This window comes from Rhodobacter capsulatus, assembly GCF_005144475.1.
In the GTDB taxonomy this organism is placed as follows: Bacteria; Pseudomonadota; Alphaproteobacteria; order Rhodobacterales; family Rhodobacteraceae; genus Rhodobacter; species Rhodobacter capsulatus_C.
Window position 1 is genome coordinate 92,747 of the sequence record NZ_SWJZ01000013.1, and the last position, 24,384, is coordinate 117,130.

The 24,384-nt window shown below is 66.3% G+C and carries 23 protein-coding genes and 1 tRNA gene; 12 read left to right on the forward strand and 12 right to left on the reverse strand.

Translation table 11 applies throughout. The annotated features are described in order from the left end of the window. Window positions 1-165: 165 nt before the first annotated feature. Window positions 166-240 (forward strand) — tRNA-Ala (locus FBT96_RS20595). Window positions 241-451: 211 nt separating this feature from the next. On the opposite strand, the gene FBT96_RS04410 is transcribed toward FBT96_RS20595, so the two are convergent. The 4 genes from FBT96_RS04410 to FBT96_RS04425 all read right to left on the reverse strand — a co-directional run bounded on the left by FBT96_RS04410 (window position 452) and on the right by FBT96_RS04425 (window position 3,939). Continuing rightward, window positions 452-865, reverse strand: coding sequence for a regulatory protein GemA (locus tag FBT96_RS04410; protein WP_136905126.1), 414 nt, complete (start codon window positions 863-865; stop codon window positions 452-454). Then, on the reverse strand, window positions 862-1,383 hold the full coding sequence (locus FBT96_RS04415; RefSeq protein WP_136905127.1) for a hypothetical protein: 522 nt from the start codon (window positions 1,381-1,383) through the stop codon (window positions 862-864). Before FBT96_RS04415 ends, FBT96_RS04410 begins: the two co-directional genes overlap by 4 nt. Then, window positions 1,380-2,174 (reverse strand): AAA family ATPase, encoded by a 795-nt coding sequence (locus FBT96_RS04420; protein WP_136905128.1) that lies wholly within the window; start codon window positions 2,172-2,174, stop codon window positions 1,380-1,382. The genes FBT96_RS04415 and FBT96_RS04420 overlap by 4 nt, the downstream gene beginning before the upstream one ends. A 67-nt stretch (window positions 2,175-2,241) precedes the next feature. Continuing rightward, complete coding sequence (locus FBT96_RS04425; RefSeq protein WP_169583199.1) at window positions 2,242-3,939, reverse strand: transposase domain-containing protein; 1,698 nt, start codon at window positions 3,937-3,939, stop codon at window positions 2,242-2,244. A gap of 528 nt (window positions 3,940-4,467) precedes the next feature. Here FBT96_RS04425 and FBT96_RS04430 point away from each other — a divergent pair. After that, the gene (locus tag FBT96_RS04430) at window positions 4,468-4,983 is read left to right on the forward strand and encodes a helix-turn-helix domain-containing protein (RefSeq protein WP_169583201.1); all 516 of its coding nucleotides are present in this window, start codon (window positions 4,468-4,470) and stop codon (window positions 4,981-4,983) included. A 369-nt stretch (window positions 4,984-5,352) separates the two neighbouring features. Here the strand turns inward: FBT96_RS04430 and FBT96_RS04435 are convergent, their stop codons facing one another. The 3 genes from FBT96_RS04435 to FBT96_RS04445 all read right to left on the reverse strand — a co-directional run bounded on the left by FBT96_RS04435 (window position 5,353) and on the right by FBT96_RS04445 (window position 8,330). Beyond that, on the reverse strand, window positions 5,353-6,327 hold the full coding sequence (locus FBT96_RS04435; RefSeq protein ID WP_136905131.1) for a GAF domain-containing protein: 975 nt from the start codon (window positions 6,325-6,327) through the stop codon (window positions 5,353-5,355). Window positions 6,328-6,423: 96 nt separating this feature from the next. After that, window positions 6,424-7,203, reverse strand: coding sequence for an RlmE family RNA methyltransferase (locus tag FBT96_RS04440; RefSeq protein WP_136905132.1), 780 nt, complete (start codon window positions 7,201-7,203; stop codon window positions 6,424-6,426). Next, complete coding sequence (locus FBT96_RS04445) at window positions 7,200-8,330, reverse strand: Ppx/GppA phosphatase family protein (protein ID WP_136905133.1); 1,131 nt, start codon at window positions 8,328-8,330, stop codon at window positions 7,200-7,202. Before FBT96_RS04445 ends, FBT96_RS04440 begins: the two co-directional genes overlap by 4 nt. A 387-nt stretch (window positions 8,331-8,717) precedes the next feature. Here FBT96_RS04445 and FBT96_RS04450 point away from each other — a divergent pair, with 387 nt between their 5' ends. The 7 genes from FBT96_RS04450 to FBT96_RS04480 all read left to right on the forward strand — a co-directional run bounded on the left by FBT96_RS04450 (window position 8,718) and on the right by FBT96_RS04480 (window position 16,073). Then, window positions 8,718-9,041 carry a virulence factor gene (locus FBT96_RS04450; RefSeq protein WP_136905134.1) on the forward strand — a complete coding sequence of 108 codons (324 nt, stop codon included), beginning with the start codon at window positions 8,718-8,720 and terminating at the stop codon, window positions 9,039-9,041. Then, a complete protein-coding gene (locus tag FBT96_RS04455) occupies window positions 9,041-9,931 on the forward strand; it encodes a methylenetetrahydrofolate reductase (protein ID WP_136905135.1) in 891 nt (296 codons plus the stop codon). Before FBT96_RS04450 ends, FBT96_RS04455 begins: the two co-directional genes overlap by 1 nt. A gap of 3 nt (window positions 9,932-9,934) precedes the next feature. Then, entirely contained in the window at window positions 9,935-11,038 is a 1,104-nt protein-coding gene (locus tag FBT96_RS04460; RefSeq protein ID WP_249306301.1) for a methyltetrahydrofolate cobalamin methyltransferase, read from the forward strand. 577 nt (window positions 11,039-11,615) lie between these two features. Next, window positions 11,616-12,818 (forward strand): DUF2927 domain-containing protein, encoded by a 1,203-nt coding sequence (locus FBT96_RS04465; RefSeq protein WP_136905151.1) that lies wholly within the window; start codon window positions 11,616-11,618, stop codon window positions 12,816-12,818. A gap of 46 nt (window positions 12,819-12,864) precedes the next feature. Then, window positions 12,865-14,046, forward strand: a complete 1,182-nt coding sequence (locus tag FBT96_RS04470; protein ID WP_136905136.1) for a vWA domain-containing protein — start codon at window positions 12,865-12,867, stop codon at window positions 14,044-14,046. A 57-nt stretch (window positions 14,047-14,103) separates the two neighbouring features. Further along, the gene (locus FBT96_RS04475) at window positions 14,104-14,796 is read left to right on the forward strand and encodes a M48 family metallopeptidase (RefSeq protein WP_136905137.1); all 693 of its coding nucleotides are present in this window, start codon (window positions 14,104-14,106) and stop codon (window positions 14,794-14,796) included. 62 nt (window positions 14,797-14,858) lie between these two features. Next, window positions 14,859-16,073 (forward strand): hypothetical protein, encoded by a 1,215-nt coding sequence (locus tag FBT96_RS04480; protein ID WP_136905138.1) that lies wholly within the window; start codon window positions 14,859-14,861, stop codon window positions 16,071-16,073. Window positions 16,074-16,217: 144 nt separating this feature from the next. On the opposite strand, the gene FBT96_RS04485 is transcribed toward FBT96_RS04480, so the two are convergent. The 4 genes from FBT96_RS04485 to FBT96_RS04500 all read right to left on the reverse strand — a co-directional run bounded on the left by FBT96_RS04485 (window position 16,218) and on the right by FBT96_RS04500 (window position 20,660). Then, complete coding sequence (locus FBT96_RS04485) at window positions 16,218-17,687, reverse strand: carboxypeptidase M32 (RefSeq protein ID WP_136905139.1); 1,470 nt, start codon at window positions 17,685-17,687, stop codon at window positions 16,218-16,220. Continuing rightward, window positions 17,684-18,868 (reverse strand): COX15/CtaA family protein, encoded by a 1,185-nt coding sequence (locus tag FBT96_RS04490; protein WP_136905140.1) that lies wholly within the window; start codon window positions 18,866-18,868, stop codon window positions 17,684-17,686. The genes FBT96_RS04485 and FBT96_RS04490 overlap by 4 nt, the downstream gene beginning before the upstream one ends. Before the next feature lie 28 nt (window positions 18,869-18,896). Further along, window positions 18,897-19,646 carry a hypothetical protein gene (locus FBT96_RS04495; RefSeq protein WP_169583203.1) on the reverse strand — a complete coding sequence of 250 codons (750 nt, stop codon included), beginning with the start codon at window positions 19,644-19,646 and terminating at the stop codon, window positions 18,897-18,899. A gap of 276 nt (window positions 19,647-19,922) precedes the next feature. Next, entirely contained in the window at window positions 19,923-20,660 is a 738-nt protein-coding gene (locus FBT96_RS04500) for an RNA methyltransferase (RefSeq protein ID WP_136905142.1), read from the reverse strand. Window positions 20,661-20,741: 81 nt separating this feature from the next. Between FBT96_RS04500 and FBT96_RS04505 the strand changes: the two genes are divergently transcribed. The 3 genes from FBT96_RS04505 to trhA all read left to right on the forward strand — a co-directional run bounded on the left by FBT96_RS04505 (window position 20,742) and on the right by trhA (window position 22,882). Continuing rightward, the gene (locus FBT96_RS04505; protein ID WP_136905143.1) at window positions 20,742-21,359 is read left to right on the forward strand and encodes a thiamine phosphate synthase; all 618 of its coding nucleotides are present in this window, start codon (window positions 20,742-20,744) and stop codon (window positions 21,357-21,359) included. Beyond that, a complete protein-coding gene (locus FBT96_RS04510) occupies window positions 21,359-22,042 on the forward strand; it encodes a nucleoside/nucleotide kinase family protein (protein ID WP_249306303.1) in 684 nt (227 codons plus the stop codon). The genes FBT96_RS04505 and FBT96_RS04510 overlap by 1 nt, the downstream gene beginning before the upstream one ends. Before the next feature lie 195 nt (window positions 22,043-22,237). Continuing rightward, entirely contained in the window at window positions 22,238-22,882 is a 645-nt protein-coding gene (gene trhA / locus FBT96_RS04515; protein WP_013067327.1) for a PAQR family membrane homeostasis protein TrhA, read from the forward strand. Here trhA and tgt read toward each other — a convergent pair. Further along, window positions 22,879-24,006, reverse strand: coding sequence for a tRNA guanosine(34) transglycosylase Tgt (gene tgt / locus FBT96_RS04520; RefSeq protein ID WP_136905144.1), 1,128 nt, complete (start codon window positions 24,004-24,006; stop codon window positions 22,879-22,881). The two genes, trhA and tgt, sit on opposite strands and share 4 nt — an antisense overlap. Window positions 24,007-24,384 lie beyond the last annotated feature (378 nt).

A 24,384-nucleotide genomic window follows, 5' to 3' on the forward strand; every position in this document is an offset into this window, starting at 1 on the left:
GTAAGATGCCGAACGGGGCCGAATAATCCGCAAGACCTTGCGCAAGGCGCGGGGCGCGAAGGTGATGAAGGGGAACAGAGCCATGTTCGCCCCGAACCGCGCCCCGATCAAGCACCGAATGAAGCCGCCGTTGAATGCGGTCGTGGCCTTGCTTACACTGTGCTTGAGGCCGTGATCCCGATCGGTAAGGGGGTTTCGTTTGCGCGGAATGGATGCCGGTTCGACCCCGGCCCGGCCTCGCCCATTTCCACCCTGTCGCACCGCTCGCGCGCAATCCGCTTCGTTGAACGGGGAACGGGCCGTTTTTGAAGGGGGGAAGGCGGTTTCTGGCCCCGAGGTGCCGCAATCAAAGAAGGGGTTTCCTTGGCGCGCTCACGCGCTGTTTTGCGAGGGGGAAAAATGCGAAAGGCGGCACCTTTCGGTGCCGCCCTTTCCTGCCCGTTTGGCTCCGTCACTTCGCGCGGCTCTTCCACGCCTTCAATCCCGTGATCACTTTCGGCGCGGCCCCTTCGGTCAGGAACCGCAGCGAAGATACCTTGTGGAACTTCAGCAACCAGCCGTTCAAGGCGTCTTCATCCAGGGCGCGTCCGCGGTGAATTTCCATCCAGAGCGTGCGGATCAGTTCGACCTGGGCGGGCGTGGCGAAGCCCTTGCGCTTGCCGTAGCTCTTGCCGCTGGCCTCAAACGGGCGGAAGCCGCAGTATTCGAACACGCCCATCACAGCCGTAAAGCCCTCTTGCGTGAGGTCTTTCGACGTGGTGACGCCCGCGATCTTCACCAGGGCGAGCCGATAGGTTTCATCGTCAAGCCCGATCTGCCGCTTGGCGACATGAAGGAGCTTGGTCTGTCTGGCCGTGATCGTCATGCGACTTTCTCCTGTTTGGTGGGGATATCCTTCTGTGCAGCGCGAAGCTGATCGATGAACTTGCGCAGGCGGGCGCCTTCGATTTCATAGGCGTTGAACAGCGCACGTTCCGCGAGGGCCATCACTGCGGAAGCCCCCGCGTCGTCGGTGTCGCGTTTCTGGAGGTGCTCGAAGACGCAACCCGCTGCTGAAAGCAGGTGGTCAGTTTCGACAAGCGTGCATTCAAGGCTCACAGCGTCGATCTGCGTCAAGGTGATCGTCACATCAGACCCGGCGTTGCGTTTGGCCCGAATCTGTTGAAGCCGCCTCGCCATGTCGCCGCCAGTAACCGCCACCCCGAAAATGCTTGCGAGGTCATCATTGTTGCGCAGTCTGCCCCCTTCGAAGTCATCGTGGAGCGTCCGCGTTGCCTCGGTGATGATGTCGTAAGAGGCCGTCAGGAAAGCCTCGAAGAGGTCCAGCAACTCGTTGAACGTCATCGGGTTCGCGGAAAGAAAATGGCGCACGTTCTTAATCATTTCCGCCCGTCCTGCGCCGCAAGTTTCAGGTCGATGATCGCCGCCTTGACGTGCTGGCCTGTCACCGCGCCGCCGCCCGCGAAAAGCTCCGCATTGCGGATCACGTTTTCGACGTTGCGCAGCCCGCCTTTCAACTTCGCCGCCGCCGCCAGTGCCGTCACGATTTCCCGCTCTTGCAGGCCGTTCGCGACCGCCAGCGCCTCCACATCGGCCCGGTCAACTTCTTTGATCGTCACCGGGCGACGCATCCGGCTTTGCAGCTGCGCAAAGTTCGTCATCACCTCTGCCAAGGTGAGATCGCCGCAGAAGACCAGATCAAAGCCGCTTTCCTCGCTGGCAACGCGCAGCCAGTCGAAAGCCGCGCCCTTCGTGCAGGAAGCCTTGTGGCGCTGAAACAGAAACTGCGCCTCGTCCACCATAAGCACCCGGCCCCGCCCGATCAGCCGCCCGATCGCCTGACGGATCGTCGTCAGATCGTGCCCCCGCATATCGCCTTCGTGCCACTGCGACAGAATGGCGGTCGCCACGTTCGACGGGTTCCCTTCGCCCTTGGCGATGGTCACATACACGGCCTCGTCGCCCAGCTTGCGGGTGATTTCCCGCAACGTGGCCGACTTGCCCACGCCCGGCGCGCCGCTGATCATCGTCATGGCCGGGCCGTCAATCGAGCGGATCAGATCGACCGACCGCTGAATCTCGGCGGCGGTGTGTGTCATCACGAAGCCGCCCGAACGGGGCAGCGCCTTCGGCAGTTCCGCCTCAGGTGTTGCAAATTTCAAGACTTCTGCCATTGTGGCCTCCGTTCACAGATGCGGGCCATGCCCGCCTTGATCGGCATGGGAAGCGGTGCAACGCTTCTCATGCCAGCCTCTCCCCGCCCGCCAGTTTCGCCGCGATAGCGGCATCCATGTTGCGCAGGAATTCTTCGGGAACCGTCGCCGCCTTCGGTTTTTCAACCGCCTTGCGTTCCGGTTTCAGGGTGCCGCCAAACCGCGCCCCCACAACTTTCGCCGGGGGTTCCGGTTCGCTGCCCTTCGGTGTGTCGAGCGTGTCCAGCGCGGCAAGCGCCGCCGCCATTTTCGCATCCGTCAGATAGCCGTTCGCCGCCTCTGCCGCTGCCACTGCTTGCCGCGCGGCCTTGCGGTTCTTGGCCGCTTCAAGCGCCCCTTTAACACTGTCGTAAGCCCCAGCTTTGACGGGCTCGATCCCCTTGCAGATCAGATACCCCTTGCTGTCGAAGGCCACCGCAGGCGCTTCGAAATTGTCGGGATCGCGCCCGATCAGGATTTGCCCTTGCTTGTGCCAGCCCAAAAGCGCGTCTTGGGTTTCAGGCCCGCCATAGCTCCAGGTGCCCACATGCACCCGCCCGAACCGATCGACCGAACCCGCCGTGTAGATCAGGCTCGCCCAGTAAAGCTGTTGCGAAGTCGGGCGGCGAACGATGCGCCCGGCCAAACCATCGCGGAACATCTGCGCATAGGACCGCCCGCGGGCCCCTTGTCCCTTGCGGCCTTCCTCGTGGTTGTGCCGCTCGATCTCGCGTTGGATCACCCGCGCCGCAACATCGAACGGCACCGGAACAATCGAGTCATCCGGCGCAGCGCCGGGCGCATGGCCCGCATGGGCGCCCTTGAATTCCGGCCTGTCGTCGATCGTGCGCGAGATCGTAGCAAAGGTGCGCTCTGCCGCCTTCGCCTGGGCGTTCTTCGGAATGGCGAAAGTCATCTCGATTCCCAGGTGATGACACACCCCCAACGGAACCACGTCGCCTTCGGCCTTGCCTTTGCCCCGCCACTTGTGCTTCGCGCCCCCGGCAACGTAATGCGAGGCGAAAGCGGACCCGTTGTCAGGATAAAGCCGATCGAAGATCCCGTGTTCCATGCAGACTTTGCGGATCACGCGGCCCACCGCCACGGCGTTTTCGGACCGGTCCAGCTCATAGCCCAGAACGAAGTTCGTCGCGGAATCGATCAGCGCGACCATCAGCGGGCGCACCGGCTTGCCATCGCCGAAATCGACCCAGAAATCGAGCGTGCGCCCGTCCAGCGACACCCATTCCAGCGGCTTGACCGAGGTCTTGTCCCGCGTCACGGGCATCGCCAAGGCTTTCACGGCAGCTTCACGGCCATGCCGGGCGTGTATCTTTTGCGCCTCGGGCAGGGCGTTCCACCTGTTCCAGACCGTGGAATAGGACGGCCAACTCCACCCGCACTTTGCGCCCACATCGCGCACATCCCGCCACGCTTGCATCAGGGGAAATTCCGGCCCCGCATCGCGCAGCGTGGTCATGAAATAGGACCAGGCTTCTTCGGAAATCTCCGCCTCCGGGCTGCCCGTTCTGGCATAGTCATGCAACAGCGCGGGGGCGAAGTTGACCGGATCAACCCCTTCCACCGCCTGCGAAATACGCCGCAAGGCCTGCCGGTTCGTCAGGTCTTTCCCAAAGGTCGCCTGCGCCTGCGCTTCAACCGCCCGGGTGATGCCACACCCCTTGCGCACACCGGCCTTGACCAGAAAACGGGCGATTTCCGCTTTGCGCAGGGCAACCTTGCGCATGTGCGGAGTCGCTGCCGCAAACAGGTCATGCGCTTCGGCGTCGAACTCCCCGCCGTCAAGCCCCGCCGCCTCGATCCGCCGCAGCTCGTAGGCGCTGCGAACATCCTCGGGCAGATCAGAAAGATGGAACCAGAAGCGGTTGCGCTCAATAGCTACAGGGATTTCGCGTGCCTTAAGCCAGTCTCGCGCGCCCCTGTTTGTAGTTGGAACGCCCGGAAGACAAACAATGTCAGAGACTTTCAACATCATGACTGAATTTGTCCCGCCGCAGTCGTGACGCGAGCAACCAAGGCCTCTGCCGCAGGCCCACTCCACTTACCAAAGAACGCATCTCGGACATTCTGGATGTGGCAACCATGCTGGCGGCACCACTCGTTCAGCGACGTGCCCTGCAATATGAAGCCCGCGCGCGCCTGCTGATAGCGCACTTTTCCTGCATCGCTTTGTGTGTTAATAGCTGACACGATGGACCTAACGTTTCGCGGTTCGCTTACAATGCGAAGCTATGCCTACAATACGGTGTTTTCAATGACTGATGTTGAGCGACCCAGCGAGCTAGTTCATCGCCTTCATAGGCTTCGTTTTGAACACGGCCTCACGATCCAAGAGATGGCGGAGAAATGCGGGCTCCCTAAGAGTTCCTTAGAGAGCTACATGCGGCTCGAGGGCGCGCGGCGGCCGGGCTTAGATGCGCTGGTTGCTATAGGTGATGGAATGCAGGTCTCGCTCGACTGGCTTGTTGGGCGCAGTGCCGAGAACTTTGAGCCAGGGGCGTCCAAGAAAGACTATGCGATAGCGTGTTTCAACGTGGTGTCTTCTCTCATTCGGTGGATGAGAGAAGAGCAGGTGCGGCGCGATGCGGTGATTTTCGGTGATGACGACGTTGCGGGTGTGCCAGATGCCGAGGTTGCAGCAAAGTCGATGCTAATCTTTGTGGACTTGACTCGGCGCTTCGCCACAGACGGCCAGCGCTTCTCGCCTGATCGTGAGGCCCTTTATGATGATCTCAGGGCGCATCCGGAACGAGAAGTGGGAACAAAATAGTTCCCGATTTCGTCGAGTGTGGGGGAAACGCTCCACACCTTAGCCGAACCTCACATTGATTTCATTGAATTATTTCGTGACACGGAATTTTGCAGTCGGCGCTTTCTGCCCGCTTCCCGGCGTTCTGTAACAAACCCGGTGAAATAGCCACCCCGTAACCCATTGAAAACAAAAGCACCAAAAAACGCGCGGTAACAAACTCAATTGGAGCCGTCATGCGCCTCACCCCCCGGGATATTTCGGCCAAGGTGAAAGACCAAAGGCGCTCCGTTTCGGGGCGCCCGCCTGCCTGTCCTTTCACCTTGGTGCAAATATCCCGGGGGGTGAATTGCCCGGCACGGGCAAGAGGGGGGCAGCGCCCCCCTGCCCTTACACCGCCAGCCCGAGCGCCTTGGCCTTGCGATAGAAGGTGGCGCGGCCGATGCCGAGATCGCGCGCCGCCGCCGAGACATTGCCGCCCGAGCGTGCCAGCGCCCGCACCATCTCGGCGCGTTGCGCCTCGGCCAGCGCCCCATGCCCCTCGTCGCGCTTGGCGCCGAACAGATCCGTGGCGGGCACCCGGCCCATCTGCGCCTCGTCAAGGCCCAGCTGGCGCCGCGCCGCCCGCGTCGCCCCGATCACCAGATCGTCGCGATCAAGCGCCAGAAGCACCACCCCCTGCGGGCTTTCTTCGGCCGAGCCGGTCGAGAGGATCCGCGCCCCCTCGAAGGAGGCGCGGAACAGATCCGCCTCGATCCGGCTCGCCGCATCCTGCACCGTCAGCGCGACAAGGCGGGCGTAGCCCTCGGTCATGTCCTCGCGCGCGGAACTGACGTCGATCACCCCGGCAAGTTCCCCCCGCGCGCCATGGACGGGCGAGCCCATGCAGGTCAGCCCGGTGTTGGTGGCGCGAAAATGCTGATCGCGCCAGACGGTGACGGGCCGGCCCTCGGCCAGACAGGTGCCGATGCCGTTCGTGCCCTCGCGCCCCTCGGACCAGTCCGATCCGGGGGCGAGATTCGAGCCGTGAAAGGCCCGCCGGTCGGCCTCGCGCATGCGTTCTTCCAGCACCAGCCCCTCGGCATCCGAGAGGAACACCGCACAGCCCGCCTCGCAGGCGGCGCGGGCGAGCCGGTCGAGCACCGGCGTCGCGACGCGCAGAAGCAGCCCCGCCGCCTCGCGCCGGGCGGCGATATCGGCGGCGGTCAGCCGATCGGAGACCCGCGCCCGCGCCGGGTCCAGCTTGTGATGGATCATCGACCGGCGCCAGCTGGCGGCAAAGCCCGCCCGCCCCGCCGCGGTGGACGAGGCGACGACCGCTTGCACGATCTCGGCATGGTTGCGCGTGGGGGCAGAAAGACGCATCGGAAAGCCTCCCCTCTTTTCGGTGCTTTCCGCAGGATAGGCGCTTTGCGGCGTCACGCAAGAGCAGGCGGGGGGCCTACGACTTTGGTCTAAGACTCACGCCTCGGCGGGCTCCGCCTGCCCCTCTTCGTGGCGCTTGCCGCGGTAGCCGGTGGCGACGACGAATTTTTCCGAGCTGTCCTTGCGGCTGGCGGGCGGCTTCATGTTCACCACCTTCTCGAAGTTCTTCTTCAGGACCGTCATCAGCCCCTGTTCGGCGCCACCCGCCAGAACCTTGGCGACAAAGGTGCCGCCCAGTTCCAGCACGTCGAAGGCGAAATAGGCGGCATGTTCGCACAAAGTGATGATGCGCAAATGGTCCACCTGCTGGTTGCCCGAGGCGGCCGCCGCCATGTCCGACATCACCACATCGGCGCGGCCGCCAAGCCAGGCCTTGACCTTGTCATCGGCACCATCTTCCAGGAAGTCCAGCTGATGCAGCTCGGCCCCGGCAATCGCCGCGATCTCCTGCAGATCGACGCCCAGAACCGTGCCGACCTTCTTGCCGCCCTTTTCGCCCAGCGCATTCACCCGCGCGACCGCGACCTGACACCAGCCCCCCGGCGCGCAGCCAAGGTCCACCACCCGCGCCCCCGGCACGAGGAAGCGGAACTTGTCGTCCAGTTCCATGATCTTGTAGGCGGCGCGACCGCGATAGCCCTCTTTCTTCGCGCGCACCACATAGGGGTCGTTCAGCTGCCGTTCCAGCCAGAGCGTCGAGGACAGCTTGCGTCCCTTCGCGGTCTTCACCCGCACCCGCAGATCGCGCTGCCCGCGCCCCGAAGTGTTCTTGCCAGAGCCCGCGCCGCCCGATTTGCCGCTGGGGGGTTTCGTCATTTCATCTCTCCCTCGATCGGCTTCATTTCTTCGATCACGCCGTCTTCGGCCATCTGCGCATACAAAAGCCCCTCGCGCAGGCCGCGGTCGGCCACCGACATCTTGTCCGTCGGCCAGACCCGCATCAGCGCCTGCAAGATCGCCGCCCCCGACATGATCAGCGTGTGCCGGTCGCGCCCGATGCGCGGATCGGCGCGGCGCCCCTCGGGGCCAAGCGTCAGGAACGAGCGGATCACCGCGTCGATCTCGCCCGAGGTCATCGTCAGACCATCGACCCGGTTGCGGTCATAGCGCTTCAGGTTCAGATGGCAAGCGGCAACCGTCGTCACCGTTCCGCTGGTGCCGATCACCTGAAACCCCTCCTGCGGCGTCCCCGAGGCATAGGGCGAGAAATCGGCCAGCTTTTCCTCGAAGAACCAGGACATCAGCGCGAAGCGCGCGGCGTCATCCTCGACATCGCCGAACTGGTCCTTGAGCGTGGCAACGCCCAGCGGAACGGAAATCCAGTCCACCACCCGCGCCTGCGGAATCTCGCCCTCGGGCTGATCGAAGCCGCCCGAGAGCCGCATGATCGAACGCGGCCGGTCCGAATGCGGCACCTTGGAAATGTCGATCCACACAAGTTCGGTCGAGCCGCCGCCGATGTCGACCACCAGCACCTGTTCGCTGCGCGGATTGACCAGCGAGGCGCAGGAGATCACCGCCAGCCGCGCCTCTTCCTCGGGCGGGATGATTTCCAGCGGCAGCCCGGTTTCGCGCCGGACATAGCGGATGAAATCACGCGCATTGCCCGCCCGCCTGCAGGCCTCGGTCGCGACAAGCCGCATCCGCTTGACGCCATGGGTTTCGATCTTGCGGCGGCAGATCTGCAGCGCCTGCACGGTGCGCGCCATCGACGAGCGCGACAACCGGCCCGAGGCTTCCAGCCCCTGACCGAGTTGAACAGCTTTGGAAAAGCTGTCCACGACCTGAAACTGATCGCCCTTCGGTCGGGCGATCAGCATCCGGCAACTGTTGGTGCCGAGATCGAGCGCAGCATAAAGCTCGCCCGGCTCGGCGGGGTGGGATGCGGCGCGTTCGACCAGTTTCGGGATCGCGCCCGCAGCCCGAGGACGCCTGGGCGCCATCTTACGCCCTCCGATTTCAAGTTACCCCCTAGGTAGCGCGGGGGGGCCGAAGGTTCAAGCGCCCGATGACATCTTCGTGACGCGCCAAGGCGGGGGGCGCTGCCCCCCGGGCCTGCGGCCTCCCCCCGGGATATTTGGGGCAAGATGAAGGGGGGAATTTATCTTGCTGCAAATATCCCCGCCGGAGGCCGCGCCGCGCGGCACCGCGCGACCGGGCGGGCGCTTGAGCGCGCCTCATCATCTTGATGCATGTTTTGGGGATGCATCGGGGCGCAAGGGGCGGGTAAGGAACCTGCGCGGTTGTCGCCAATCTGGCGCAACATGTCGAAATCCGTCACCGGGCGCGTCGCAAACGGGCGTATCCATATCTCAGAGGGAATCACGCACATGGCTGAGATCACGATCGTTTTCTGGCGCGACATCCCGGCGCAGATCATTGCCGGGACCGGTCGCAAGGCCGTCAAGAAACCTTTGCCCGAACGTTTCGAGCAGGCGATCGACCGCTGCGCGATGAAGATCGGCGCCAAGGACAGCGACGCCTATCTGGCGGAATGGCGCAAGGTGGTGATCGGCACCCGCGACGGCACGGATGCCGAAGCCGCCGAGGCCGAGCTGGCCCGGGTTCTCTCCGACTACGACACCGCCGCTTTGGTGCGGTTGATTGGCAATGACGGCTGGGACCAGGCCGGCCCCCCTGACGGAGAGATCTGATGGCGCTTTTGAACTTCCGCCGCGAGGCCGAGACCCCCACCAACGGCACGCTGACCGCTTTCCTCGACGGCTTCTCGATCGAGGTGATGCCGCGCACCGCCGAAAAGATCGAGGATTTCCGCACCCTTCTGCCCGCGGGCACCCGCGTCTATGTCGCCCATATCGAGGGCACGCCGATCGAGGAAATGGTCGCCACGGCGAAACGCCTGCGCGCCGAGGGCTTCGAGCCGATGCCGCATTTCCCCGCCCGGATCCTCCGCGACGCGCTGCAGCTGCGCGACTGGGTCGCCCGTTACAAGGGCGAGGCGGGCGTGAAACAGGCGCTGCTTTTGGGCGGCGGCCTCAAGACCCCGGTGGGCAGCCTCGACAATGCGATGCAGCTGGTGGAAACCGGCGCCTTCGCGGGCTTCGAGCGGCTGCATTTCGCCGGTCACCCCGAGGGCAACCGCGACATCGACGCCGACGGCACCGACAAGATCGTCATGCAGGCGCTTGCCCTGAAACAGAAATTCGCCGACACCACCGATGCCGACACGGCCATCGTGACGCAATTCGCCTTTGAGGCCGGGCCGATCATCCAATGGGTCGACCGTCTCGCCGCCGAGGGCATCAGGATGCCGGTCCATCTCGGGATCGCGGGGCCTGCGAAACTGCAGACGCTGCTCAAATTCGCGATTTCCTGCGGTGTCGGGCCGTCCCTGAAAGTGCTGCAAAAACGCGCCAAGGACGTGACGAAACTGCTCACCCCCTTCGAGCCGACCGATCTTGTGACGGAACTGGCCAAACACAAGGCCCGTCACCCCGATTTCGGCATCGAGGCGGTGCATTTCTTCCCGCTCGGCGGTATCAAGACCAATGCGACCTGGATCGCGGACAAAACGAAAGGCTGAGGCATGACCCGTACCGTTCTGGAAAGCAAATCGAAGACCGTGGTGATCGGCTTTGACGAGCCCTTCTGCGTCATCGGCGAGCGCATCAACCCGACCGGCCGCAAGAAACTGGCCGCCGAGCTGGAGCTGGGCGATTTCACCACCGTCGAAAAGGATGCGCTGGAACAGGTGGCCTGCGGGGCGACGGTGCTGGACATCAACTCGGGCGCGGTCTTCTCGAACAAGATGGCCGAAGATCCGCGCTATGCCGACAACAACTTCGTCGAGCCGCCCTTGATGCGCGATCTGATCTTGCGGGTGCAGGCGATCACCGATGTGCCGCTGTGCATCGACAGCTCGGTTCCGGCCGCTTTGGAAGCGGGCCTGGCCGCCTGCGAGGGCCGTCCGCTCTTGAATTCCGTCACCGGCGAGGAAGAGCGGCTCGAACGCGTGCTGCCGCTGGTCAAGAAATACAACGTGCCGGTGGTGGCGATCTCGAACGACGACACGGGCATTTCCGAAGACCCCGACGTGCGCTTTGCCGTGGCGAAGAAGATCGTCGAACGCGCCGCCGATTTCGGCATTCCGGCGCATGACATCGTCGTCGACCCGCTGGTGATGCCGGTCGGCGCCATGGCCTCTGCGGGCCGTCAGGTCTTCACGCTGGTCAACCGGCTGCGGACGGAGCTGGGCGTGAACACCACCTGCGGCGCCTCGAACATCAGCTTTGGTCTGCCGAACCGGCATGGCGTCAACGCCGCCTTCCTGCCGATGGCGATCGGCGCGGGCATGACCTCGGCGATCATGAACCCGGTCCGCAGCCAGGAGATGGAGGCCATTCGCGCCGCCAACCTGCTGATGAACCACGACGACAATGCGATGGACTGGATCCGGCTGTCGAAGGTGCTCGACGCGATGAAAGAGGGCGCAAGCTTCGCCGCGGCCGCTGAGCCCCCGGCGATTCGCGCCCCCGCGACGAAGCGCCCTACCCTTTGCAAACGCCCCGGCCCCGGCCGGGGCGTTTCGTTTCCGGGCCCGCCGGTAATCGCGCCCGATTGCCCGCCGCCCCGGGATCAATGCCGCCTGACCCTGCCGCTTCCGCCGCCCGTCGAAAGGTTTTCGACATAGTGATTAACGAAGTGTAAAAAAATCTGCCGTTTCAAAACCGGAAACACCCCCGGGCCGGACGCGGGGAATCGCCCTGAAATCGCGGCAATGATTCGCCGCGAAGCGCCGCCACTGTTTCCCCGTTCCGCCCAAAGACAGCGCAAGCGATTGAATTGTGACCACAATAAGGCGTGTACATGACCTCGTCTTGGCACTATATCTGGACCTGCCACATTAATATCTCATTGAAACCCGAAGAATTACTGGTCGCTTTTAAGGCCTGTGCCTAATGTTGGCACCACAACCTGGGATACGCACTGCCATGCGTTTGAACTGTCTGCCGCCTCGGGCGGTTTTCGCGGCTGCCCCCGCGGAAGCCACCCGGTCCGGGCGCATTGCGCCACGGGCCCGTCACGCTTTGACTGCCCTCTCGGGGCTGGCTGTGGCCGCTGCGCTTGCGGGCTGCGCCGATGCGCCGGGGGGCCGTGATGTGCCGACCTCGCGCGCCTCGACCGCCGCGATCGACATGCCGCTGGCGGATCCGACCATCGGGCTGCCGACCCCCGCCCCCCGCGCCGGGGCGCTGCCCGCCAACAGCGTGATGGCGCGCGACTTCCTCGAGCTGAACTTCATGCTGGAATCGGGCCGCACGATCCCGCAATTCTCGCGCTTCGAGGGGCCGATCAGCGTCACGCTGCAGGGCGCCGCGCCGCCCACCGCCGCGACCGAGCTGTCCCGCCTCGTCACTCGGCTGCGCAGCGAGGCGAATATCCCGATCTCGACCGGCGCGGGCGCCACGAACCGCATCAGCATCGCCTTCGTGCCCCGCGCCGAGATGAGCCGCGAAGTCCCGAATGCCGCCTGTTTCGTCGTGCCCAATGCCGCCACCTGGGCCGAGTATCGCGCCAACCGCCGCTCTGCCGCGGGCGACTGGACCAAGGTGCAGCGCCGCACCGCCGCCACCGTCTTCATCCCCGCCGAGGCGACGCCGCAGGAGCTGCGCGACTGCCTGCACGAGGAAACCAGCCAGGCGCTCGGGCCGCTGAACGACCTGTACCGGCTCTCGAATTCGGTCTGGAACGACGACAACTTCCACACCGTCCTGACCCGCTACGACATGATGCAGCTGCGCGCCGTCTATGCGCCCGAATTGCGCTCGGGCATGTCGGTGCCCGAGGTGCAGGCGAAACTGCCCGCCGTCTTCGCCCGGATCAATCCCGGCGGCGGCAAGGTCACCGGCCTGCCCGAGGATCCCACCCCGCGCGCCTTCGTCAACGCGCTCGAACGCGCCATCGGCCGCGGGTCGCAGGGCGCGCGCAAGGCGGCGGCGATGACGGCGATCCAGATGTCGGGGGCGCAGGGCTGGCAGGACACAAGGGCCGCCTTTGGCTGGTTCGCGCTCGGCCGGCTGAGCGTCTATGACGACCCCGAGACCGCGATTGCCGCCTTTGCCAATGCGGGCGCGATCTACCGCGCCACCCCCGGCGCGGGTATCCAGTCGGCCCATGTCGACATGCAGCTGGCGGCCTTTGCGCTGTCCTCGGGGCGGGCCTCGGATGCGATCGCGCTGGTGAACCGGGCGATTCCGCAGGCGCTGACCGGGGAAAATGCGGCGCTGATGGCGACGCTTTATCTGATCCGCGCCGAGGCCTACGAGACGCTCGGCAATCCGGCGCAGGCGCAGCAGGCACGGCTCGACTCGGCGCAATGGGCACGCTACGGTTTCGGTTCGGATGCCGCCGTGCGCGCGCGCGCTGCCGAGGTGGCAGCTTTGGCGCGGGCCGGGGCGCGATACAACTGAGGCGCGGCTGACCCCCGCGCCCTGACGGCGGCGCGGGGGATTTGCGATGTTTCTGCCCTTCTTCGACAGCCTGCGTCGGCACGGCGTGCCCGCCAGCCCGCGCGAATTTCTGTCGTTTCTCGAAGGGCTTGCGGCGGGTCTTTGCCGCTTCGACATCGACGGGTTCTACTATTTCGCGCGCGCGACGATGGTGAAGGACGAACGCCACCTTGACCGTTTCGACCGGGCCTTCGCGGAAAGCTTCCGCGGCCTTGACGCGATCCCGCCCGAGGCGGTTCTGGACGCGCTGCAGCTGCCCGAGGACTGGCTGCGCAAGCTGGCGGAAAAACATCTGACCCCCGAGGAGAAGGCGCAGATCGCGGCGCTGGGCGGGTTCGAGAAGCTGATGGAAACCCTGCGCGAGCGGCTGAAGGAACAACAGGGCCGCCATCAGGGCGGCAACAAATGGATCGGCACGGCGGGCACGTCGCCCTTTGGCGCCTATGGCTACAACCCCGAAGGGGTGCGGATCGGGCAGCTTGAGAGCCGTCATCAACGTGCGGTAAAAGTCTGGGACAAAAGGGAATTTCGCGATTTCGACGATCGGGTGGAACTCGGCACGCGCAACATCAAGGTGGCGCTGAAACGGCTGCGGCACTGGGCCCGGCACGGCGCGACCGAGGAGCTTGACCTGCCCGGCACGATCCGCGCCAGCGCCGAAAGCGGCTATATCGACGTGAAGACCCGGCCCGAGCGGCACAATGCGGTCAAGGTGGTGCTGTTTCTGGATGCGGGCGGCTCGATGGACGCGCATGTGCAGCTGGTCGAGGAGCTGTTTTCCGCCGCGCGCAGCGAATTCAAGCATCTGGAGCATTACTACTTTCACAACTGCCTTTACGAGGGCGTGTGGCGCGACAACCGCCGCCGCTGGGACGAGGTGACCCCGACCTGGGAGGTGCTTCACCGCTACGGGCCTGATTACAAATGCATTTTTGTGGGCGATGCGTCGATGTCGCCCTATGAGATCAGCCATGTCGGCGGCGCCAACGAACATTGGAACGCCGAGGCGGGCTCGGTCTGGCTTGACCGCGCCCGCAGCCAGTGGCCGGGTCACGTCTGGCTCAACCCGGTGCCCGAACGGCAGTGGGGCTACACCCAATCGATCGCGATGATCCAGGCGGCGTTTGAGGGACGCATGTTCCCGCTGACGCTTGAAGGGATCACCCGGGCGATGAAGCTGCTGGGGTGAGCGCCGCGCGCCCCGCCGGGGATTGACCCGGACCGCGCCCGGCCCCATCTTTGGCCGATGCTTCTGCGCCTTCTGCCCATCCTGCTGACGATCCTTGCCGCGCTTGCGATGTGGCATTTCTCGGCGCGCAACCTGCTGCGCCAGCTCTCTGCCCGCTCGGTGCCGCTGGCGGAGCCGGGTCTTGTCCCGGTGCTCGATCGGCTGCGCAAGGCGCTGAATGTCTCCGCCCTGCCCGTCTTCGTGCTCGATGACCCCAAGGTGAACGGCCTTGCCGCCCCCGACGGAAGGGTCTTTCTGACCGAAGGTTTCCTGGCGCTTTACCGCAGCGGGCAGGTGACGGCCGAGGAGTTGGCCTCGGTCATCGCCCATGAGATCGGCCATGTGGCGAGCGGCCATGCGCGGCGGCGGATGATCGATTTCACCGGGCAGAACCTGCTGCAGCTGCTGCTGGTGGGCGTGCTGGGCCGGATCGTGCCCTTTGCCGGGGTCTGGATCGCCAATCTGATCACCACCGCCCTTGCCGCGCGTCTGAGCCAGCGCGACGAATACGAGGCCGATGCCTTCGCCACCGCGCTGCTGATCAAGGCGGGGATCGGCCCGGACCCGCAGCTGAGCCTGTTTTCCCGGCTCGACCGGCTGGTGGGCGCGGGCGCGGGGGCTGCCGCGCCCTCCTGGGCTTCCTCGCACCCCGAGACGACGCGGCGCATGGCCGCGATCCGCGCCAATGTCGCCCGCTGGACTGCGGCGTAAGTCACAGCGCGGCGCCGATTTTTCCGCTATCACCCGGGCAGGCAACCGCAGGACCACGACCGATGACCCAGACCGTCCGCAAACGCCGGGTGTTCTACATTCCCGGCTACGACCCGATCCATCCGCGCCGCTACCGCGAGCTTTACCGGACCGAGGGCACGGCGCAGGCGGCACTCTCGGGCTATGCGCTGACGCTGGCGCCCAAGCGCGCGGGCGGACCCTATGGCTGGCATGTCGCCTCGACCCAGGACGGGCAGCCGGTCGAGGCCGATGTCGAGGTGCTGATCTGGGCCGATATCGTGCGCGACAGCATGGCGGCCTCGATCCCCGCGACTTATCTGCAACTTGTCCGCACCGCCTGGGCCTATATCGGCTCAGGCGCGCTCTTTCGACTGATGCGGCTGCGCAAGGGCCCGGTGATCGCGGCGCTTTACCCGATCGTCGCGCTGATCTTGCAGGCGCTGGCGGGCCTTGGTGCGGGGGCGGCGCTGGCCGCGCTGCTGCTTTGGCCGCTGCCCGATGTCCGCTTCGACTGGGCGCTTGGCCTTGCGCTCTGCGGCCTCGTCACCTGGGCGGTGCTGCGCTGGTTTCGCAAGCACGACGGCAGCTTCTACGCCTATTATCTGATGCATGATTACGCCTTCACCGCGCGCTGGGGCGGCGCCAATCCGGCCGCGCTCGAGGCCCGGATGGCGAGTTTTGGCGACACGATCGCGCAGGCGCTGACCGAGGACTGGGACGAGGTGCTTGTGGTCGGCCATTCCTCGGGCGCGCATCTGGCGGTCTCGGTTCTGGCCGATCTGATCCGCGCGGGCCGGGTGCCCGCGACGGGGCCGCGGCTTGGCTTCCTGTCGCTGGGCCATGTCGTGCCGATGGTCAGTTTTCTGCCAAAAGCCAAACGGCTGCGCGGCGATCTGGCCTATCTGTGCAGGCGGTCCGAACTGACCTGGGTCGATGTCACTGCCCCGGGCGACGGCTGCGCCTTTGCGCTGTGCGATCCGGTCAAGGTCTCGGGCGTCGGCCCCGCCGATCAACGCCAGCCGCTGATCCTCTCGGCCGCCTTCACGCAGACGCTGTCGCCCGCGCGCTGGAAGGAACTGCGCTGGCGCTTCTTCCGGCTGCATTTCCAGTATCTGTGCGCCTTCGACCGCCCCGGCGCCTATGATTATTTCCGCATCACCGCGGGGCCGCTCACGCTGGCCGAGCGCTTCGCGCAGACGCCGCCGTCAAAAAGTGTGATCGACACGGCCGCGAACCGCTTCACCTCGGTGGCGTAGGGGGGGCTCTGCCCCCCGTCCCTGCGGGACTCCCCCCGGGATATTTCGGCCAAGGTGAAACAAAGCCCGGGGCCCCGTTCACCTTGGTGCAAATATCCCGGGGGGCCGAGGCATCGCCTCGGCGGGGGCAGCGCCCCCTCGCCCTCAAAGCCGGTAGATCGCCGCGTATTTGGTTTCGAGATAGTCGAGCAGCGGCTCTTCCGTGGGCTCGAAGCCGCAGGCGGTGACGATCGTCTCGCGCGGGGGGCGCAGCCCGCCGTGGCGTTGCAGGTTTTCCCGCAGCCAGTCGGTCGCGGGTTTTGCCGTGCCCTCGGCCAGAGCCGCGTCGATCCCCGGCACCGCCGCGCGCATCGCGCTGTTCAGGCAGCCCGCATAGACATTGCCCAGCGTATAGGTCGGGAAATAGCCGAAAAGCCCGCCCGCCCAATGCACATCCTGCAAGAAGCCCTGCGAGGGTTTCTCGACCGCGACGCCGAAATCGGCCGCGAAGCGGGTGTTCCAGGCCGCTTCCAGATCGGCCACTTCCAGCTTGCCCGCGATCAGCTGCCGTTCCAGATCGAAGCGCAGCATGATGTGCAGGTTGTAATGCAGCTCGTCGGCCTCGGTGCGGATGAAGCCGGGCGCCACCCGGTTCACCACCGCATGGAAGGTCTCGGGGCTGGCCACGCCGAAATCGCCGAACGCATCGACCATGCGCTGATAGAGCCAGCCGGTGAAGGCCGAGGAGCGGCCAAGCTGGTTTTCGTAGATCCGGCTCTGGCTTTCATGCACCCCCATCGAGACGCCGCGACCGAGCGGCGAGAAGGCATAGTCGGGCGCAATCCCCTGTTCGTAGCAGGCGTGGCCGACCTCGTGGATGGTCGAGTAAAGGCAGTTGAAGGGCTCGCTTTCGCAGACCCGCGTGGTGATCCGCACATCCCGCCCCGAGCCCGAGCAGAACGGATGCACCACAAGATCGAGCCGCCCCATCGTCCAGTCGTAGCCGAAGGCCGAGGCGCAGATCCGGGCAAGACGCAGTTGCGTCGCCTCGGGGAAGACATGGGCCAGCGCGGGCGGCTGGTGCGCCGATCCAAGCACCCTTTCGCGCAAGCTGACAAGACGCGGACGCATCCGGTCGAACATCGCGCCAAGCTGGCGATGCGTCGCGCCCGGTTCGTAATCATCCAGCAGCGCATCGTAAAGATCGCCCTCGGACAGGCAGGCCGCTTCCTCGCGCTTCAGCGTCACCATTTGCGCCAGCGTCGGCAGGAAGGCGGCCGGATCCTCGGCCGCGCGCGCCTCGGCCCAGACGCCCTGCGCCAGCGAGGTGAGACGGGCCAGTTCGGTGGCCAGCCGCGCCGGGATCCGCGTCGCGCGGTTGTAGTTGCGCCCGGCCAGATCCAGAAGCCGCGCGTCGGCCTCGGTCGTCGCCTCGGCCCGGGCCAGCCAGTCCTCGATCCGCGGATCGGTGCGCCGCGCATGCAGGATCGATTCCATCGCCGCCAGTTCCTCGGCCCGCTGTTCGGCGGCACCGCGCGGCATCATCGTCTCCTGATCCCAGCCCAGACGCTCGGCCACATGGCCAAGCGCCTCGGTTTCGCGAAGGTAGGCTTTCAGGTCGGTCAAAGCTGTCATTTGATCCCCCGGATCGATTGCACGCGCGGATAGCGCGCGAGGAACCGCGCGCGGATGAGAAAGAGCCAAAGCACCAGCGCCCCGCCCAGATGCGCCAGACGCAGCGCCAGCGGATCGCCATGCAGCAGCGTGACGATGCCCAGCACCGCCTGCAACAGCATCCAGACCGTGGCGAGCGCAAAGGCCATGCGCGTCACCGCATGCACGGACCGGCGCGACCGGATCAGCGCGAAAGCCGCAAGCGCCAGCAGAAGATAGCCAAGCGCCCGGTGGCTGAACTGCAAAAGCGCCTGATTTTCCAGCGCATTGCGCCAGATCGGTTGCAGCGAGAGCAGATCGGGCGGCAGCCAGACCCCGCCCATCAAAGGCCAGTCGGTGAAGACCGCCCCCGCCCCAACTCCGGTCACCAGCCCGCCCACGAGCAGTTGCAGAAAGCTCAGATGCATCAGCCCCGTCGCCAGCCCGACCAGCCCCGGTTCCGCCTGACGCCGGGCCGCGATCAGCGCCGCCTCGGTCCGCGCCGCCAAGAGCGCATACCAGAAGGCAAAGCCCGCCAGCGCGAAGGCCAGGCCCAGGCGCAGCGTGGCGAAGGGCGCGGCGCCAAGGGTCGTCTGCGCCAGCGCGATCTTGTCGACGACCAGATCGGCGGCCTGCGCCACCCGTTCCTGCGGCGTCGGCGGGGCGATCACGGGCGCGGGCGCAGGCGGGGTTGCGGGCAAAAGCTGCATCGGCGGCAGGGCGCCGGTCTGCGGCAGCACCTCGACCGCGGGTTCGGGCGACAGGGCCTTGGAAAGCTGGGACATCGGCGCGGGGTCGGAGGCCGCGAGCAGCAGGCAGCCCAGCCCCAGACCGGCGACGCGCATCCCCCAGCCCGGCGGCAGGCGGCGGCTGACGGCCAGACCGAGCGCCCCCAGCGCCCAGACCGCGAACAGCGCCAGCCCCGTGTAGGGCTGCACCAGATCAAGTTCCGCAATGCCGAAGCCCGGCGTCGCATCCAGCCCCAGTTGCAGCACGGCCAGCACGATCAGCGAGACCATCCACACAAGCAGCGCCTTGCGCGCGCCCTTGGGCCGCGCGTCGATCATGCCGCCCTTCGGCGCCACCGGCATCTGTTTCGGGGTCTCGACGCCCACCTCCTCGAAGATCGCGCGCGAGCGGTTCTTGGCGGGTTTCATCCCCATGCGGGCCTCCTGTCGCTTTGGCGCGACACTAGGGCGCGGCACGGGCGGGGGCAAGGGGATTGGCGGGCCGATCCAGTCGCCGCCTGCCCTCGATCACCGCCCAAACCCCGTCCCAGCCGTCATTTTCTGCCATCCAGCCCAGCATGGCGCAGGCCGCTTCGGCGTAAATGTCGCGCTCTTGCGCGGCCAGATGCAGCCAGTCGCGCGGGGTTTCGGGCAGCACGGGACGCGGGGTCTTGCGGCAGCGCCGAAGGCCGGACCCCGGGGTCAGATAGCGCGGATCCCCGGATACGATCACCGCCAGCCCCTCGTCGGCCCAGGCGGGCAGACGGTCGGCCAGCTGCCCGGTGACGCCCATCCGGGCATGCAGCGCGACATGGGTCAGCTCATGCGCCAGGATCGTCGTCGAAAGCCCGCGCGGCGAGAGGCGCACGACCGCGACGGGGCCAAGGGAATAGGTCACGGCGGCCGCGCCGCGCCCGCCAAGGCGACGGTCGCAGCTTGCGGAATGACAGGCCAAAAGGCGCAGTCGGCCCCGGGTCGGACCAAGGGTCCGGGTCACCTGCGCCTTTGCCGCGGCGATCTGGGCGATCAGCTGCAGCCGCGCGGGGGCGGGCATCGCCGCCTCGACCCAGAGCGTGTCGGTGGCGCGCACCAGCCCGAAACAGCCGGGACAAAGCGCACCGCGCAGCGCGGGCAAGACGGCCAGCAGCGCCGCAAGACCCAGCAGGCCGCCCAGTCCCAGCGCCAGAAGCGATCGCATCAGAAGGTGTCGCATCGGGGCAGGATGACGGGCGCGCGGGGGCGGCGCAAGTCTGCCCTTGCGCGGGTCGGGCGGATCAGGAAACGCGATCCGCGTTTCCCGCCCACTGCGCAGCGGCTGTGGCAAGACCGTTTCGATCAAGCGCAACAGAGGCCGGCGCCTGCCCCGGCGGGCGAGAAGCGCCCGCCAGGGGCGGGGCGGGCGGCTCACCGAGTGCCTTTGGGCCCTCGGCGGTCATGGGGCCAATGTCGCGCGTGACCTCGGCGATGGCCTCGGTCAGATCCGTTTGTCTCAATCCCGGTGGCGCAACAGCTGCCGCAGCATCCCGTGCAGCGTCTGCACATCGGCCCGTGTCAGGCCGAACCGGCTCCACATGTTGCGCAGATTGCGCTTCATCATCGGCGCCTTGCCCTCGGGGAAGAAGAACCCGGCCTGATCCAGCCGCTCTTCGTAATGATCGCCCAGCTTCTCGATTTCCAGCGCAGTGGCCATCTCGGCCCCCGCCAGACCGGGGTCGATCGCGGGGGCGTCGCTGCCCTGCCGGGCGAATTCGTAAGCCGTCAGCAGCACCGCCTGCGCAAGGTTGAGCGAGAAGAATTCGGGGTTCACCGGCACGGTGATGATCGCATTCGCCCGGATGATGTCGTCATTTTCCAGCCCCGTGCGCTCGGGGCCGAACATCACGCCGACGCGCTGACCGGCAGCGATCCGCGCCCGCGCCTCGGCCATCGCGGCCTCGGGCGTGTAAATGGGTTTCGTCAGCTCGCGCCCGCGCGCGGTCGTCGCAAAGACGAAATCGCAATCGGCAATCGCCTCGGCCGTGGTCGCAAAGACGCCCGCATGATCCAGCACCTTGCCCGCCGCGCCCGAGGCCATCGCCACCGCCTTCGGGTTCGGCCAGCCATCGCGCGGATCGACCAGCCGCAGCGTCGACAGCGCGAAATTCAGCATCGCGCGGGCGGCGGCACCGATATTCTCGCCCATCTGCGGACGGATCAGGATGAAGACGGGGGTCGGATGCGAAGTCATGCCCCCCGATACAGAAGCGCAAAGCCGCTGGCAAGGCGGGGCCGCCTGCGCTAGAAGGCGCGAAACCCGAAAGGAGCCGTCATGTCCGAGGATCGCCCGCAGCTTTATCTGGCCACCCCGCCCAGCTTCGATCTGGAGGTCTTTCCGCAGCTGCTTGCCCGCGTGCTGGGCGCGCAGGAAGTTGCCTGCATCCGTCTCGGTCTGGCGACGAAGGACGAAGACGCGGTGATGCGCGCGGCCGATGCGGTGCGTCAGGTGGCGCATGAATTCGACGTGGCGCTGGTGATCGAGAACCACATCGCGCTGGTGGAACGGCACGGGCTCGATGGCGTGCATCTGACCGATGGCGCCCGCACCGTGCGCTATGCCCGCAAGGAGCTGGGACAGGAGGCGATCGTGGGCTGTTTCTGCGCCGCCTCGCAGCATGACGGCATGACCGCGGGCGAGGCCGGGGCGGATTACGTCTGCTTCGGTCCGGTCGGCGAAACCGGGCTTGGCACCGGCGCCCGGGCCGAGCGCGACCTGTTCCAGTGGTGGTCCGAGGTGATCGAGGTGCCGGTGGTCGCCGAAGGCGCGCTGACCGAGGATCTGGTGCGCGACTTTGCCCCCGTCACCGATTTCTTCGCCGTGGGCGAGGAGATCTGGACAGCCGAGGATCCGGTGGCGGCGCTCGGCCGTCTTGTCGCGGCGATGGGCTGATGGCGGAATTCTGGCTCGGCGATTCCAACGGCCCGATGGGCGATGTCGGCGCCTTCATGGGCTCCGAGCTGCGGGTGGACCGCGCCGATCTGGCCGGACATATCGGGCAGCTGGGCGAGGACCGGGTGCTGGTGGCGCTCGTGGGCGCGCCGGGCTCGGGCAAGTCGCATCTGGCGGCGGAACTGGCGGGACAGCTGAACGCCCGCAGCCCCGGCCGCGCCGCGATCCTGCCGATGGACGGGTTTCACCGCGACAATGACTGGCTGGACGCGCAGGGCCTGCGCGCGGTCAAGGGCAACCCCGACACCTTCGATGTCGCGGGCCTCGCCGCCTGTCTGACCCGGATCAGGACCGCCTCGGAAGATTGCCCGGTGCCGACCTTCGATCGCGGCCTGGACGCCGTCGTGCCCGCGGGGGCGGTGATCCCCGCCGCGGCGCAGGTGATCCTGGTCGAGGGCAATTACCTGCTGCTGACCCGCCCGGGCTGGCGCGATCTGGCGCCGCTTTTCGATCTTTCGGTCCGGCTTGCCGTCCCCGAGGCCGAGCTGCGCCGCCGCCTTCTGGCGCGCTGGTCCGATCTGCCGCCGGCGGAAGCGACGCGCCGGACCGAGGAGAACGACCTGCCGAACGGGCGCTTGCTAATCAGCGAAAACCGCGCCGCCGATCTTGTGATCTTCGGCTGAGCGGGGCTCTGCCCCGCACCCCGGGATATTTGTGGCAAGATAAAGAGCATCGGGTTTTATCTTGCCACAAATATCCCGGGGGGAGTCCGCAGGACGGGGGGCAGCGCCCCCCTGCCCGGCCTGTCAGCTGACGCTGCGTCAGCCTTTGGCTTGCCCGCCCCGGCTGCTAGGATGCGCCATTCCCCGGAGGTTTCGATGACACGACATGAGCTGGCCCATTCGTTCCGCGAGCATTTTGCCGATGGCGTGATGCATGTGCTGGGGGTGACCTTTGCCGTTGCGGCGGTTTCGGCGCTGATGGTCTGGGCGGCGATGGCGGGGCTTGGGCCGAAGATCTGGCCGCTGGTCGTCTATGCGGTCGGGCTGATCGCCTCTTTCGGGTTTTCGGCGGGCTACAACCTGACGCTTTACGCGCCCGCCCGCGCGGTCCTGCGCCGCTTCGATCATGCGGCGATTTATCTTCTGATCGCCGGGACTTACACGCCGATGGCGCTGATAGGCCTGGGCGGCAAAGTGGGCATCGCGCTGACCGTCACGATCTGGACGCTGGCGCTGATCGGCATGGTGATGAAGCTTGGCTTCTTTCATGCCGCCGAAAAGGCGGGGTTCCTGCTTTACCTTGTCATGGGGCTTCTGGGCCTTGTCGCGATCTGGCCGCTGATCGAACGGCTGCCGCTTGCGGTCTTGATCCTTCTGGGGATCGGCGGCGCCGTCTACCTGCTTGGCACGGTGTTCTACAAGCTGAAGCGGATGCCGTTTTCGCGTGCGATCTGGCATGGCCATGTGATCGCCGCGGCGGCGACGCATTACGCCGCCGTCATCCTGATCGCCGGGCATTAAAGCGGGTCGATATCGCCCACCGCACGCTGGGCATGGAAGTCTGCCACGAAGGCCGATAGCTGCCCCGCCGCGATCGCCGCGCGCAGGCCCGCCATCAGATCCTGATAATAGTGCAGGTTGTGCCAGGTCAGCAGCATGCCCGAGATCATCTCCTGCGCCTTGAAGACATGGTGCAGATAGGCGCGGGAATAGTTGCGGCAGGCCGGGCAGCTGCAGGCCTCGTCCAGGGGGCGCGGGTCGTCCATGTGGCGGGCGTTCTTGATGTTGATTTGCCCCCGCCGCGTCCAGGCCTGCCCGGTCCGACCCGAGCGCGAGGGCAGCACGCAATCCATCATGTCGATGCCGCGCACGACCGCGCCGACGATGTCGTCGGGCTTGCCCACCCCCATCAGATAGCGCGGCTTGTCGGCGGGCAGGAAACCGGGCGCATAGTCGAGGACCGAGAACATCGCCTCCTGCCCCTCGCCCACGGCCAGCCCGCCGACGGCATAGCCGTCAAAGCCGATGTCCTTGAGTTTCTCGGCACTTTCCTCACGCAATTCCCGCGTGACACCGCCCTGCATGATGCCGAAAAGCGCATGGCCGGGCCGATCGCCAAAGGCGTCGCGTGACCGCTGCGCCCAGCGCATCGAGAGCCGCATCGATTTCGCCACCGCCGCATCGTCGGCGGGCAGCGCCGGGCATTCGTCAAAGGCCATCACGATATCCGAGCCCAGAAGCTTCTGGATCTCCATCGAGCGTTCGGGCGACAGGTGATGTTTCGAGCCGTCGATATGGCTGGAAAAGGTCACGCCTTCCTCGGTCAGCTTGCGCAAGGAAGCCAGACTCATCACCTGAAACCCGCCCGAGTCGGTCAGGATCGGGCGCTCCCAGTTCATGAATTTGTGCAACCCGCCCAGCCGCGCGATGCGCTCGGCCGTCGGGCGCAGCATCAGGTGATAGGTGTTGCCCAGAAGGATGTCGGCGCCGGTGGCGCGCACGCTTTCGGGCAGCATCGCCTTGACCGTGGCGGCGGTGCCGACGGGCATGAAGGCGGGGGTGCGGATCTCGCCCCGCGGCGTGTGGATCACCCCGGTGCGGGCGGCGCCGTCGGTGGCGGAAAGGGTGAAGCTGAACTGGGTCATCGGGCGCTCCTTTCGGCCGCATGTAACAGCGATGGCCGCAAAGGGGAAGCGACCGGCACAGGCAGGGTTTCCGGACCGGCGGAGAGGCTTTCGCCTCGGGCAATCCCGAGGCGACCCGGGCGGGGGCTCCGCCCCCGTACCCCCGGCGTATTTGCGCCAGGAAAAAGCCGGCACGGACCGGGCCGACGTTTGGCAGAACGGGCTTTCTGCGACCCTTTGGCTTGCGCAGCCCCAAGACAGAGGCGTCCCGCGCATGCGCAAGGCCGGACAAACCCCGGAACGGCCTTGCTTTTCCTTGGCAAAATACGCCCGGGGGGTGCGGGGGGCGGAGCCCCCCGCCGGGTCGCCGCGGCAAAGCCTCGGCGCAACCCCCCCAGG